Below are 14097 nucleotides of genomic sequence, written 5' to 3'. Positions count from 1 at the left end.
CTGGGAGAAAACTCGGTTCTGGATGATTTAAAATTCAGGGCTTCTTATGGACAACTGGGGGATGATAAAATTGATCTGGATCCCTTTGCTTATCTTCCAGGTTACAACTATAATGCGGGAACCGTTATCCTGGACGGGAAGACCATTACGACTTCAAGGGATAAAGGCCCGATTGTAAACAACCTGACCTGGTTTAAAAGCCGTATCACAGATATTGGAGCAGATTTCTCTCTCTTTAAAACGAAACTAACGGGTACGTTTGATTACTTCTATAGGAAACGTACTGGTCTTAGAGGTACTAAGAATGATATTTTGGTGCCTGCTGAATTGGGTTATAACCTTTCGGATGAGAATGTAAACAGTGATGCGCAATATGGCGGGGAGTTTTCGCTGAACTATCAGAATAAAATAGGGGAGTTTGGATATACCGTTGGTGGAAACTTTTCTTTGTCAAGAAGCAAATTCCTGGAATCTTACAAGCCACGTTTCAACAACTCTCTGGATCAATACAGGAATTCAATAGAAAACCGCTATAACAATATTTTCTGGGGCTATGAGGTGACCGGGCAGTTTAAGAGTGTGGATGAGATCAACAATTACAAAGTGAATATTGATGGTAAAGGAAATAGCACTTTGTTGCCAGGGGATTTAATTTATAAGGACCAGAATGGTGATGGTGTAATTGATGGTTATGATGAAAGGCCTATTGGTTATACCACAACTGGCCAGCCGAATATTATGTTTGGCTTTAGTATTGGTCTGAGCTACAAAAATTTTGATTTCTCTGCAGATTTTTCTGGTGGGTCTTTGTATTCCTGGAACCAGAACTATGAACAGCGCTGGGCATTTCAAAATACGGGTGCTTTATTGCAGAGTTTTGCAGATGACAGCTGGCACCGGACCGATCCTTATGATTTGAATAGTCCTTGGATGGCGGGTAAATATCCTGCTTTACGTTTCAATGAAGGCGGACATAGCAATTACAATAGAAACTCTACTTTTTGGTTGCACAATGTGCGTTATCTGAGGGCCAGGACAATTGAGTTTGGTTATACCTTGCCTAAGCGATGGCTGGAGAAAATCAAGGTTCAGAATGCGAGGGTTTACCTGAACGGTTATAATTTGTTTTCTATCGATAACCTGAAAAGTTTTGGGGTTGACCCGGAAATTGCAGATGATAATGGTTTGCAGTATCCGCAAAACAAGTTTTTTAATATAGGGATCAAATTAGCGCTCTAATCATCCAATCGATCAAAATAAGATTTACGTTATGAAAAATATAAGATATGCCTGGTTTGCCATCGTCCTGCTGACTTTTGGACAATCCTGTAAAAAAGATTCTGAATATTTAAATAAGCAACCAACCAATACGCTTAGTGTAGAGGCCACCTGGAAGGATCCGAATCTGGTTCTTTCTGTGATTGGCGACCTTTATGACCGTTATCCGGATTTCCAGACCATTGAATCCTGGTGGGAATTTACGGATTTCGATGAAGCTTTTGCTTCCAACGGTGGAGATTATGGACGTCATCAGAATGCTGAATTTGGTTATGACAACTGGAACTGGTGGGATTATGGGTACATCAGGGATCTGAATGTGTTTTTAAAAAGAGGCCAGGAAGCGACAGCTTTGAGTGAGGCGGATAAGAACCGTTTTATTGCCGAAGCTCGTTTTATCAGGGCGGGTGTGTATTTTGAGCTGGTTAAAAGAATGGGTGGTGTTCCTTTGATTACGGAACCTATGGAGTATAACTACAGTGGTGATCCGACTTATCTTCAGCATGCCCGTGCTAAAGAATCTGAGATCTATGATTTTGTAATCAGTGAGCTGGAGGCGGTTAAAAATATGCTTCCAAATTCGGCAAGTACGCAAAGCCGGGCTACTAAGGGGGCAGCATTGGCTATGGAATCAAGAGCAGCTTTATATGCGGCGTCTATTGCCAAATATGGTGTGTCTACCGGACAAGTGACTTTACCAGGCGGAGAGGTAGGTATTCCTGCATCTATGGCGACGGCTTATTACCAGAAATCTTTGCAGGCGGCTAAAGAAATCATCAGCGATGGACAGTATTCTTTATATAAGAAGAACCCAAATTTGTCTGATAATTTTTCGAGCCTTTTTACAGATAAGGCCAATAATCCGGAGGTGATCTTTGCTAAAGATTTTAAGCTGAAGACCAATAAGGTACATGGGTATACGATTAATAACCAACCCCGGTCTTCTGCTGAAGAACAGCAGGGTGGGCGTTTGAACCCTTCTTTGAACTTGGTGCAGTCTTTTGAAAAATTAGACAATACTTATGCTTCTTTGGCAAGTGTGGATGCTTCGGGAAACCCGGTGTACTATACTGGGATTACGGATATTTTTGCGGGAAGGGACGCGAGGCTGGCGGGTACGGTGATTCTTCCGGGTACACAGTTTAAGAATAAAACGGTGGATATCTGGGCGGGTTATATGTTGGCCAATGGAACGATCATCACCGGAGATAATTTTGGACAGACCAAGAAGGATGTGCTTCCTGGTAAACCTGGAACGGTACAGGTGGTTGGCGCTGATGGACCTATTGATGGATTGGAGTTTAGTGCGCAGTCTGGTTTTTATGTGCGTAAGTATTTGGATCCGGCTACGGGTTCTGGTCAGATTGGTACCCGTAGTGAGGTTTGGTGGATCAGGTACCGATATGCGGAAGTGTTGTTGAATGCTGCTGAAGCTTCTTTTGCCCTGGGGGATGCTCAGGGGGCTGCAGATTATTTGAAGCCTGTTCGGGACAGGGCTGGTTTGACCACGCCATTGACTGCGGGGGATATGAGTTTGGATCGTTTGGTTCATGAACGTAGGGTAGAACTGGCTTTTGAAGGGCATGAGCTCTGGGATATGAAAAGGTGGAGACTTGCGGATAAGGCTTGGAACGGAAATGCGATGTCTGTTGCTGATTTTACCAATGCGACCAATATTGGGGTTGCCGCCAGAACGAATACGCAGGTGTTTGGTTTATGGCCTTATAAATATTATAATCCGGGAGATGCGAATGATGGTAAGTATGTGTTTAAAGTGGTCAAACCAAGTAAGGTTACTGCGGCACACCGCTTTCGTTTGGGGAATTACTATTCATTGATCAATCAGGATATCATCAACAGAAATCCGAAAATTGTTAAAAATCCTAATCAATAAGTTTAAAGATACAGATATGAGACCTAGATTTTATTTTTTAACTGCGACGTTGCTGGTGCTCTTTTTGGGTTCTTGCAAGAAAGATAATTACGATGCGCCGGCTACAGATTTTAATGGCAGGATTGTTTATAAAGGGGAAGCGATTAATGTTCAGTACGGGAATGTTTATTTTGAATTGTGGCAGCCGGGTTTTGGAAAGAGTGGTGCTATTAATGTGAATATTGATCAGGAAGGGCATTATTCTGCGAAATTGTTTGATGGGAATTATAAGCTGGTGTTTTCTGCGAATCAGGGACCGTTTCTCTGGCCAAAGAATTCGAAGGGGGCGCAGGATACGGTGGCGGTGAATATGAGTGGGAGTAAGACGATGGATATAGAAGTGATGCCTTATTATATGGTGCGGAATAGTGTTTTTACGGCGGCTTCTGGCAAGGTGAATGCGAGTTGTAAGCTGGAAAAGATTATTACTGATGGCAATGCAAAGGATATTGAAAGGGCGGTGCTGTATATTAATAAGACGCAGTTTGTTGATGGGAGTAACAATATAGCTAATCAGGAATTGACGGGTGCTGCGCTTGCGGATTTGAATAATTTGAGTTTTTCGGTTGCTGTTCCGACGATTGTTCCGACGCAGAATTATGTTTTTGCACGGATTGGGGTTAAGATCAGCGGGGTGGAGGATATGATTTTTTCTCCACTGCAGAAGGTTCAGTTTTAATTGGGGATGTAGTTTAGATTGAGTGTTTTTTTTGCCGCCCTGGTTTGGACCGGGGCGGTTTTTTTATAGTAGTTGGTGGTTCTTTAATAATCCACTGTCTATTAATTTTGCGAAATGTTTGGTCCCAGGTACTTTTTTCAGGGAATCGAGATGCCGGAGGTGATGAATATCTGTTCCTATGAAATCGATATAGTCTTTGTCGATGAGTTTTTGTGCAATGACATTAATCCTTTCGCCATAGTGAGGGGTTAAGGACATGGCGTTTACTTGAAATTCGACGCCCATTTCTTTCAGGCGTTTATAGTAATCGAATTGTTTGTGGAAGAAAAGGTAACGTTCCGGGTGGGCCAGAATGATCTGATAGCCTTTAATGCCCAGATCAAAAATTTGTTCTTCTAGGGTATGGGGTCGTGATATTTGACTGAATTCTATGAGTAGACGATTACCGGGCATAGGCATCACTGCTCCTGCTTCGACCTGGTTTAGGAATTGCTCGTCCAGATAGTATTCAGAGGAGAGGTTGAACTGTATACCTTCAGGTAGTTTTCCGTCTAATAATGCATGGCCCGCTTGCAAAGTGTCCTTTGTATTGGGATGAATGTCTTGTAAGGTATGGGGGGTAGTGATGAGGTGGTTGAAGCCTAGTTCTTTTAAACCTGTAATGAGTTGTATACTATCTTGTACGTCTTTTGCTCCATCGTCTACACCAGGAACCAGGTGAGAGTGCATGTCAATTCCGATGGCGGAAAAGTCTGAATGGGCAGGTTTACGTTTGAAAAATAGCATCTTATTCTGTTTTTGTTATTTAATTAATCTAAAGGCAAGGTAGTTAATTTTTTCAAAACCCCGAAAAGTTTTACTTTAAGTGTAGCTAGGTTTTATTTTTGTGGTGGTTATTTAAGGAATTTGACATTTTTTGAAAATTTAGAAGTCCTGAATAAATATATGGTACGCAAATTGGCATTGTAATTGTTTAGAGGGATAGCGTAACAAAAATGTAGTTAAATTGTTTCCGTTGATTTAATATTATCTTTGGGAAATTTTAACTAAAAGCGACTTAATAAGCCTATGAAACAGATATTATACTTGTCTATTGTTGTTGTCCTATTTTTTAGCTCCTGCGGGGTGCCTTATAAACAAGTGCCCTATTTTCAAGATTTAAAGGACAGTGGGAATGTTCAGGAACAGATTATGAATTTAGCGCCTTTGAAAATTCAGAAGGATGACATATTAGCGATAACAGTTAGCAGCTTAAATCCAGAGGCCTCTGCTATCTTTAATATGGGTAATACTACATCTACAAATCCGAATGTTCCCTCTACTCCAGCTTCCGTTAGTCCTTTGATTACTGCAAATGGCTTTTTGGTTGATAGTAATGGAGACATTCAATTGCCCTTAATAGGCTCTGTAAGAGTTAATGGATTGACTACAACATCTGCAAGAGAACTAATTCAAAGCAAATTAGGTACTTATCTAAAGGAACCTGTTGTTAGCTTACGCTTGGTGAATTTTAAGGTTTCTGTTCTCGGAGACGTAGCAAAACCTGGTGTATTTCCTGTTCAAACTGAGAGAATATCCTTACCAGAAGCCTTAAGCCTTTCGGGAGATTTGAATATTACTGCGATGAGAAAGAACGTTTTGCTGATTAGGGAGAATCAGGGAAAGCGAGAATTCATTAGATTGGATTTGAATAAAAAAGAAATATTTAACTCACCGTATTATTATTTGCAAAATAATGATGTTCTATATGTTCAGCCTAGTAATGCAAAATATGCGAGTGTTGATTCATCTTATAGGAATATAGGGCTTATTGTTTCGGTTCTTTCTGTAATAGCCTTAGTGATCACCAGATTATAATTGTGAATTAGATTTATGAATATAGATACAACTTCTAACAGTACCCAAACAAAAGCTAAGGAACAGGAAAATATAAATGAAATTATAAATAAATATTTGTATCACTGGCCAGTATTTGTACTAGGTCTATTATTTACTTTATGTTTAGCTTTCATTTATTTACGTTATACCAAACCTGTTTATGAGATTAATAGTACACTCTTAATTAAAGATGAGAAAAAAGGGATGCCTACAGATGATATCTTGAGCCAACTAGATATCTTTGGTGGTGCCAAGGTTGTAGAAAATGAGTTGGAAATAATTCAGTCAAAAACCCTGATGTCTGAGGTTGTGAAAAGACTCAACTTGAATGTTGAATTAAAAGCTGAAGGAAGGGTTGTTAACACAGATATGTATGAAAAAAGTCCGGTTATCATTCAAACGCTGGATATAAATGAGAGAATCTTTGGTAATGAATTAAAGCTTAGATTTTTGGATGATAACAAATATGTTATCGAAGACACCAAAAGTAAGGTGAAGGTTATTGGTGTTTTAAATCAATTCCAACGAAATAATCTTGGTATATATATAATAAGAAAAACGCCGTATTTCCAGGAATGGAAACATGAAGTGTTTTCGCTTTCTTTTGCTAATCCAATGCGGGTCGTTAATGATCTTTTAGCTCGGTTAAGCGTTTCTGTAACATCTAAGCAATCCACCGTTTTAAAGCTAACATTTCAAAATACAGTTCCCCAAAAGGGAAAGGATATTTTAAATACCTTAATTGATGTTTACAATGGTGCTGCCTTGGCGGATAAAAATAAAGAAACACAAAGTACCATAAAATTTATAGATGAAAGGTTGAAACTGATTAGTGGGGAGTTAACAGATGTTGAAAAGGATGTAGAGGGATTTAAGAGTAGTCAAGGATTAACAGATATTAGTAGCGAGGCTTCTCTATTTCTTGATAATGTTAAGGCAAATGACATTAAGTTAAATGAGGTTAATCTTAAGCTCAATGTTATTAAGGATATGGACCGACATTTAAATTCAGGGAACTTAGATGATAAATTACCTATTACAATTGGTTTAGACGACCCGGTGCTTCAGGCACAATTGGAGGCTTTAAGTAAACTTCAATTAGAACGAGAAAGATTGTTAGCCACGACCCAAAGCACAAATCCTATTTTACAGCCTATCACAAGTCAGATAGAAACGTCTAGAAATGGCATTCGGGCAATTATTAAAAATATTGAGGAGAGTTTATTAAGTGCTAAAAAATCACTTTCACAGAATAACTCTAAATTTGAAGGGTCAATTAAGAAGATTCCGGGGCAAGAAAGGCAATTTATTAGTATTAAGAGACAGCAGACGATTAAAGAAAGTCTTTACCTATATCTCTTGCAGAAAAAAGAAGAATCTGCTTTGTCGTATGCCTCAGCTGTTGCAGATAGTCGAGTTGTGGATAATGCATTTGTCACAATAGATCCAATTAAACCTAAAAAGCCTCTTACTTATATTGTGGCATTAGCCTTTGGATTATTTCTTCCTATTGCGTATATATATGGTAAGGATTTAATAAATAATAAAGTTACGAAAATCTCAGACCTAACTCAGAGATCAAATGTCCCTTTGTTGGGAGAAATTGTTTATAATGAAAGCCTAGAACCTATTGTAGTAACACCGGAAAGTAGAAAAGCGATTGCGGAACAATTCAGGGCGATTCGAACTAATATGCAATTCGTTCATGGGAAGAAAAAAGATGATTTAGGGAATGTTACTTTGTTTACTTCGAGCATGTCTGGTGAAGGAAAAAGCTTTGTCGCTTCAAATATCGCCGCAGCTTTTGCAATTAGCGGCCGTAGAACCATATTGTTGGAGTTGGATCTCCGAAAACCTAAAGTTAGTAAGTATCTGAAATTGACAAATAAGTTAGGACTTAGTAACTATTTGATAGGTAAAGCTAATAATGAAGAAATTATTCAACCATCAGGAATACATGATAATTTGTTTGTTATTGGTTCTGGACCTGTACCACCTAATCCATCAGAGTTGTTAATTCAAGATTCAATTGTTGATCTGATTGATTATTTGAAGAAAAATTACGATGAGATTTTGATAGATAGTCCACCGATTGGTCTTGTTACTGATGCTCAAATTTTGTCAAGACTAGCTTCAGCAACAATCTACTTAGTTAGACAAGGGGTTACTTTCAAATGGCAATTGGATAAATTGGAAGAACTTTATTTGGAGAATAAGTTCCCTAAATTGAATGCAATCTTGAACGGGATACAAATCGGTGGATCATACGGCTATGGTTATGGTTATGGGTATGGTTATGGGTATTATTCAGATGATATAAAACACAATAAAATATCCTTTAAGTCTTTCTTTAAGGATTTAGTTAAACGATTTTAATAATTAATCATGCAGTTAAACGTTAATAATTCAAAGATTGCCATAATTGGTCTAGGGTATGTTGGATTACCATTGGCCATTGAGTTCGGGAAAAAATACGACGTATTAGGATTTGATATAAATACTCTTAGAGTTGCCGAACTCAATAGAGCAGAAGACCGGACTCAAGAAGCTAATTTGGAAGATCTTAATGCTGTTATTCAGCTAAGAAAGGAAGCGAAATCAAAGATTGGGTTGGCTTTTTCCTCAGATAAAGGGGATTTAAAAAAATATAATACATTTATCGTAACTGTTCCTACTCCTATTGATCAATTTAAATCACCTGATTTAAGACCACTGATCAAAGCTTCTGAGATGTTGGGTGCCATATTAAAATCAGGAGATATTGTAATCTACGAATCAACAGTATATCCTGGGTGTACTGAGGAAGAATGTGTTCCCATACTGGAAAAGGTATCCGGACTGAAATTTAATAAAGACTTCTTTGCAGGGTATTCTCCAGAGAGAATAAACCCAGGAGATAAAATTAATACTCTTACTAAAATCAAGAAAGTTACATCTGGCTCTACGCCTGAAATAGCCAATCGTGTCGACGATTTATATTCATCAATAATAACCGCTGGTACCCATAAGGCTCCTAGTATAAAGGTTGCAGAGGCTTCTAAGGCTATCGAGAATGCTCAAAGAGATGTAAACATTTCTTTTGTAAATGAACTTGCCTTAATTTTTGATCGCATTGGAATTGATACAAATGACGTAATTGAAGCCGCTGGAACTAAGTGGAATTTTTTAAAATATCAACCCGGCCTTGTAGGAGGACATTGCATCGGTGTCGATCCTTATTATTTGGCTCATAAAGCGCAGGCTTTAGGCTATCATCCCCAAGTTATTCTATCGGGACGTAGAGTAAATGATAACATGGGCCCTTTCGTAGCAGATAAGGTAGTGAAATTGATGATTCAAAAGGATCATAAAATAAAAGGATCAAGAGCGTTAATTATGGGAGTTACTTTTAAGGAAAATTGCCCTGATGTTCGCAATACGCGAGTTGTTGATATTTTTCATGAACTAGTTCAATTTGGACTATGTGTTGATATTTATGATCCTTGGGCAGATGCATCAGAAGTTAAGCATGAATACAATATTGATATTCTAAATAAGCTTGATGATTCAGTTATATATGATGCCGTTATAGTTGCAGTAGCCCACAATGAATTTCTGAAATTTGATTATAAGAAAATTAAACGAAATAATGGGGTGATTTTCGATACTAAAGCATGCTTAGATAGGGCTCTTGTTGATGGTCGGTTATAGTTTTTATTATGAATTGTATCGAAAGAGTAGACTGGGATTCTAATTTTTTTGGTTTCGAAATAGGAAGAATTACTATTGACGATCTGAATGGTTTTAACTACAAGGACTTCAAGAATGAGTCTGAAAAGTATCGCTTGGTGTATGTTCTTTCGAAGGATAATTTAAACTTAAATAATCTAACACTGGTTGACAATAAGGTAGTATTTCATCGCGAAAATATATCTAATATTAATAGATTGTCATTTACTGAAAACATGGTTCTTTTTGATGAGCGAAAACATGACGTTGATCAATTGGTATCGTTAGCCCTAGAAAGTGGAGTATATTCAAGATTTTATCTAGATAAGAATTTTAAAAATGGCGAATACAGAAAATTATATACCGAATGGATCTTAAAGTCAATAAATGGTGAGCTTGCATTCAATATTTTAATAGCGAATGAGAAAAGCAAGATTTTAGGATTTACAACTATAGTGAAGAAGAATGAAATTTTAGCTGATATAGGTCTCGTTGCCGTACACAAAGATGCCAGAGGTAGAGGGATTGGTATGGGGCTAATAAATAAAACAATTGAAATTGCTCGAGAGAGTAATTTTAAAGAAATTCAAGTTGTTACTCAAATGGATAATATTCCCGCGAGAAAATTATATACAAATGCAAATTTTGTAATTAAAGATAATATTAACATTTATCATTTTTGGAACTTATGATCCCCTTCAATAAACCTTATTTAACAGGAAAAGAGACACATTACATTTACGATGCTGTAAACGCTGGAAAACTATCCGGTAATGGAAAATACACACAACGTTGTCAGGAGTTTTTCAAGGAAAGGTATGGCTTTGGTAAGTGTTTAATGACTACATCTTGTACTGATGCGTTGGAAATGGCTGCGATTTTAATCAATATAGAGCCAGGTGACGAAGTAATTATGCCTTCCTTTACGTTTGTTTCAACAGCGAATGCGTTTGTATTAAGAGGAGCTAAAATTGTTTTTGCTGACAGCAGAGCGGATCATCCAGGTATAGATGAGTCTAGTCTCGAATCTCTTATCACAGCAAAAACAAAAGCAATTGTTCCAGTACATTATGCTGGAGTTGCATGTGACATGGATAAAATAATGGACCTTGCAGAAAAACATAATCTATTTGTTATAGAAGATGCAGCACAGGCAATTGATAGCTACTATACTGGAAAAGATGGGGTAAGGAGGGCATTGGGATCAATTGGGCACTTGGCTGCATTTTCATTTCATGAAACGAAAAATATTATTTCTGGTGAGGGAGGAATGTTAGCTATTAATGATGAACAATTTGAAAAGAGAGCAGAAATCATATGGGAGAAAGGAACAAATCGTTCTGCATTTTTCAGAGGAGAGACAGATAAATATGGTTGGGTAGATGTAGGTTCTTCATTCTTGCCATCTGAACTCATTACAGCATTTCTATGGGCACAATTAGAAAATCTTGATAACATCCAAGTGAAAAGAAAAGATATTTGGCATGCTTATTCGGATAAACTAAAAAATTTGAGTAATATATCTTTTCCTATTGTACCAGACTTCTCAACAAATAATGCTCATATGTTTTATTTGGTTTGTGAAAATATTGACGATCGAACTAATCTTATAAAGTATTTAAGGGACAATGAAATATTATCGGTCTTTCATTATTTGTCGTTACATAAATCACCCTTCTTTGTCGAAAAGCATGACGGACGAGAATTGAAAAATTCAGATAATTTTACTGATCGGCTGCTTAGGTTACCTATGTTTTATGAATTGACTGATAGTGATCTCGATAAGATCACATCCTTGATTCAAAAATTTTATTCGTTTTGAAGCTCCATTTGATGCAAGATGAGAAAGTTATCAATAATACAATCGATAACTTTGAAAAGGTTTTTCCTAGAGAGAATAAATATATTATAATATTGTCTGCCGGTCAGGAAGAGCCCAAATATGTGACGAAGCAGGAGAATGTATATTTTTTACATTATAGCTCTAGTATCTTTTGGAGTGTAATTGGCGATCTAAAATCTTACTCACATGTTTTTTTTCACTCAATGTGGAGAGATGCAGATCAATGTTTGGAAAGAATAGCCCATGATAACATTTATTGGTTTGTATGGGGAGCTGATTTATATGAAGTATTAGAAACAAGAGGTTATCAGTTATATTCTGATTCTAAAAAGGCTATGAAATTTAGAGCTAGAGGTATACCCGTTTTCTTATTTAATTTAATATTAAAATATAGAAGAAAGCATGTATATAAGAGAATTAAGCTATTAAGTAAGATAAAATATCTTGTTACTGATTTCGAACAGGAATATCAGTTATTAGTGTCACATTTTCCTGAAGCTAATCATTTAAAACGTAAATCTTTTTTCTATTATCCTATTGATACTTTGCTAAATCAAGAATTATTGGACAGCGAATGTAAGGGTATGAATTTTTTTGTAGGAAACTCTTCTAGTTTGCATTCAAATCATGCAGCAATTTTTGAAACACTTCAGAATGTTGAATTATCAAACAGAAAGATATTTACTCCTTTAAGTTACGGGGATTCCAGATACAGAGATTATATTTCTGAAATTGGTTATAACTTATTACCAAATAATTTTTTCCCTATAACGGAATTTGTTCCTCTTGAAGTTTACTACCAACAGTTTTTATCCGCTAATTTTTTTATATATGGGAATTATAGACAATGTGCTTTGGGTAATATTGTGATGGCCTTATATTTTGGAGCTAAAGTTTTCTTATATGAGTGTAATCCATTGTATGATTTTTTTATATCGTTAGGGATTAAAATTTTCAGCATTGAGAAGTTAGATCAGAATAGTATAGATTATCCGTTGTCACTTGTGGATAGAGAAATTAATAAAAGAATTATGCTTGAGAAGTATAATTCTAGGAGTCAGTATTTACTAATACAAGAAATTTAATAATATGTCAGATTTAAAGAGTTCTGCAATATCAAGTTTAAAGTGGACTACACTGAGTGCGGTGATCTCTATGCTGGCAAAAGTAGGTCAGATTGCAATTCTTGCTAGGTTTCTTACTAAAGCTGATTTTGGGCTTGTTGCAATAGCGCTTTTATTTATTGCTTTTACGGATATCTTTTTAGACTTTGGACTCTCATCCGCTGTCTTATATAAATTGGATATTTCAGAGAATGAATATAGTTCCCTGTTTTGGCTGAATATCATCACGGGAGTTATTTTATACTTAGCAGTCGCATTGACGTCGCCGCTAATAGCGGATTATTATCATGAATCCAGATTAATCTATATTATACCGGTACTTTCATTAACAATAATTTTTTCGTCACTTTCCAGACTTCAAAGGACAATTCAACAGAAAAAATTACATTTTCGTTTTATATCGATGATGGAGATAATAGGATCTATTATCCTATTTATATCATCGGTTATTTTTGCAATTGCTGGTTATGGAGTAAATAGTTTAATATATTCTACTGTTGCGTATTCTGTTTTTATAGCTGTTGTATACTTGTTTAAGGCTATTTTTGAAGAAAAGAACATAAAACTTCATTTTAAAATTAATGATATTAAGCCTTTTTTAAGAATAGGCCTATATCAGTTAGGAAGCTCTACACTAGATTTTTTTAGCTCTCAAATGGATGTTCTTGTAATTAGTTCCTGTTATTCGATAGAAGTATTGGGTGCATATTCTTTATTAAAGCAATTAGCCCAGCGTGTTTATGGGTTCATTAATCCGATTATAACAAAGGTTCTAACACCTACGCTATCAAAACTTCAAAAAGATAAGGATGAGGTGAAATTGAGGTATTTGCAAGTGGTGGAGTTTTTATCTTTCATTAATTTCCCTATATATTTTTTAATGTCTTTTGCTTCTCCATTTATAATAGGAATTTTATATGGACATCAATATGTTGAATATTCACTTCTGCTTTCAATATTGTGCGTATTTTACTCTATTTTAAGCATTGGGAATCCAGTAGGTTCACTGCAGATAGCTTTAGGAAGAACCGATGTCGGCTTCTATTGGACTATTTATAGGGTAATTGGAAACTTTATAATATTATATTTAGGATCATTCTTTAATATTTATGTCTGTGTTTCATTTTTGGCCTTGTTTACGATTTTTAATATTTGGCCGAGCGTTCTATTGCTTTTTAAAAAGCTAATCGATATTAGTGTAAGCGAGTATTTATCAGTTCAATATAGAGCTTTTCTTATATCGCTTAGTTTATTTCCATTATATTTTCTTCAAAAGTATTTTACTAACAATATAATAGGCGTTGTTAGTATTAGCTTCTTGTTTCTATGCGGGTATGTCATTTTGAGTTATTTCTTTAATCCAAAATTGTTAAATCAACTTATTGGTCAGCTTAAGAAATTTAAATTAAATCAAATTTTGAAATAGTAATGGTTTATTTCTTGATCATAATTATTCTTTTGGTGCCCATAATCAATTATGATCTTTGGGGTGCAGATTCAGGAAAGGCATTTATGTCTAGACTGGTGCTGTTTGTACTTATTATATTAGCTGGATTCAGATTTAGAGTTGGATCTGATACTATGGTATATATGAAGGAGTACGAGAATATCTTGTCCCTTGACCGAATAGGATTAAAATATTTATTTCAGTTCC

At 36.1% G+C, this 14097-nt stretch carries 11 protein-coding genes and 1 pseudogene; 11 read left to right on the top strand and 1 reads right to left on the bottom strand.

Annotated elements, in window-relative coordinates; genetic code table 11:
- The 3 genes and pseudogenes from VNZ46_RS11425 to VNZ46_RS11415 all read left to right on the top strand — a co-directional run.
- Positions 1-1239, top strand: a pseudogene (locus tag VNZ46_RS11425) (SusC/RagA family TonB-linked outer membrane protein); the annotation flags it as partial.
- 31 nt (positions 1240-1270) lie between these two features.
- Entirely contained in the window at positions 1271-3172 is a 1902-nt protein-coding gene (locus VNZ46_RS11420; RefSeq protein ID WP_325560285.1) for a RagB/SusD family nutrient uptake outer membrane protein, read from the top strand.
- Positions 3173-3188: 16 nt separating this feature from the next.
- A complete protein-coding gene (locus tag VNZ46_RS11415) occupies positions 3189-3890 on the top strand; it encodes a DUF3823 domain-containing protein (protein WP_325560284.1) in 702 nt (233 codons plus the stop codon).
- A gap of 63 nt (positions 3891-3953) precedes the next feature.
- Here the strand turns inward: VNZ46_RS11415 and VNZ46_RS11410 are convergent, their stop codons facing one another.
- Positions 3954-4676 carry a tyrosine-protein phosphatase gene (locus VNZ46_RS11410; protein WP_325560283.1) on the bottom strand — a complete coding sequence of 241 codons (723 nt, stop codon included), beginning with the start codon at positions 4674-4676 and terminating at the stop codon, positions 3954-3956.
- Between the two features lie 282 nt (positions 4677-4958).
- Here VNZ46_RS11410 and VNZ46_RS11405 point away from each other — a divergent pair, with 282 nt between their 5' ends.
- The 8 genes from VNZ46_RS11405 to VNZ46_RS11370 form a co-directional block, all read left to right on the top strand.
- Entirely contained in the window at positions 4959-5747 is a 789-nt protein-coding gene (locus tag VNZ46_RS11405) for a polysaccharide biosynthesis/export family protein (RefSeq protein ID WP_325560282.1), read from the top strand.
- 15 nt (positions 5748-5762) lie between these two features.
- Positions 5763-8144 carry a GumC family protein gene (locus VNZ46_RS11400; RefSeq protein ID WP_325560281.1) on the top strand — a complete coding sequence of 794 codons (2382 nt, stop codon included), beginning with the start codon at positions 5763-5765 and terminating at the stop codon, positions 8142-8144.
- A 9-nt stretch (positions 8145-8153) separates the two neighbouring features.
- Positions 8154-9458, top strand: coding sequence for a nucleotide sugar dehydrogenase (locus VNZ46_RS11395; protein ID WP_325560280.1), 1305 nt, complete (start codon positions 8154-8156; stop codon positions 9456-9458).
- Between the two features lie 8 nt (positions 9459-9466).
- Entirely contained in the window at positions 9467-10168 is a 702-nt protein-coding gene (locus tag VNZ46_RS11390; RefSeq protein ID WP_325560279.1) for a GNAT family N-acetyltransferase, read from the top strand.
- Positions 10165-11298, top strand: a complete 1134-nt coding sequence (gene rffA, locus VNZ46_RS11385) for a dTDP-4-amino-4,6-dideoxygalactose transaminase (RefSeq protein WP_325560286.1) — start codon at positions 10165-10167, stop codon at positions 11296-11298. Before VNZ46_RS11390 ends, rffA begins: the two co-directional genes overlap by 4 nt.
- Positions 11299-11309: 11 nt before the next feature.
- The gene (locus VNZ46_RS11380; protein ID WP_325560278.1) at positions 11310-12404 is read left to right on the top strand and encodes a hypothetical protein; all 1095 of its coding nucleotides are present in this window, start codon (positions 11310-11312) and stop codon (positions 12402-12404) included.
- Positions 12405-12408: 4 nt separating this feature from the next.
- Positions 12409-13869: an MOP flippase family protein gene (locus VNZ46_RS11375; RefSeq protein ID WP_325560277.1), complete on the top strand. Its 1461-nt coding sequence runs from the start codon at positions 12409-12411 to the stop codon at positions 13867-13869.
- 35 nt (positions 13870-13904) lie between these two features.
- A partial coding sequence (locus VNZ46_RS11370) for a hypothetical protein (RefSeq protein WP_325560276.1) occupies positions 13905-14097 on the top strand: 193 nt, incomplete at its 3' end.

This window comes from Pedobacter sp. (assembly GCF_035566355.1).
Classification (GTDB): Bacteria; Bacteroidota; Bacteroidia; order Sphingobacteriales; family Sphingobacteriaceae; genus Pedobacter.
The sequence above is the reverse complement of the archived record's forward strand: the minus strand, read 5'-3'. Positions and strand labels throughout refer to the sequence as shown.

Bases quoted from the DNA above. Each gene is read 5' to 3' on its own strand.
- VNZ46_RS11410 (WP_325560283.1), bottom strand. From the start codon at position 4,676: ATGCTATTTTTCAAACGTAAACCTGCCCATTCAGACTTTTCCGCCATC.
- VNZ46_RS11400 (WP_325560281.1), top strand. From the start codon at position 5,763: ATGAATATAGATACAACTTCTAACAGTACCCAAACAAAAGCTAAGGAA.
- VNZ46_RS11420 (WP_325560285.1), top strand. From the start codon at position 1,271: ATGAAAAATATAAGATATGCCTGGTTTGCCATCGTCCTGCTGACTTTT.
- rffA (WP_325560286.1), top strand. From the start codon at position 10,165: ATGATCCCCTTCAATAAACCTTATTTAACAGGAAAAGAGACACATTAC.
- VNZ46_RS11375 (WP_325560277.1), top strand. From the start codon at position 12,409: ATGTCAGATTTAAAGAGTTCTGCAATATCAAGTTTAAAGTGGACTACA.
- VNZ46_RS11390 (WP_325560279.1), top strand. From the start codon at position 9,467: ATGAATTGTATCGAAAGAGTAGACTGGGATTCTAATTTTTTTGGTTTC.
- VNZ46_RS11415 (WP_325560284.1), top strand. From the start codon at position 3,189: ATGAGACCTAGATTTTATTTTTTAACTGCGACGTTGCTGGTGCTCTTT.
- VNZ46_RS11405 (WP_325560282.1), top strand. From the start codon at position 4,959: ATGAAACAGATATTATACTTGTCTATTGTTGTTGTCCTATTTTTTAGC.
- VNZ46_RS11380 (WP_325560278.1), top strand. From the start codon at position 11,310: ATGCAAGATGAGAAAGTTATCAATAATACAATCGATAACTTTGAAAAG.
- VNZ46_RS11395 (WP_325560280.1), top strand. From the start codon at position 8,154: ATGCAGTTAAACGTTAATAATTCAAAGATTGCCATAATTGGTCTAGGG.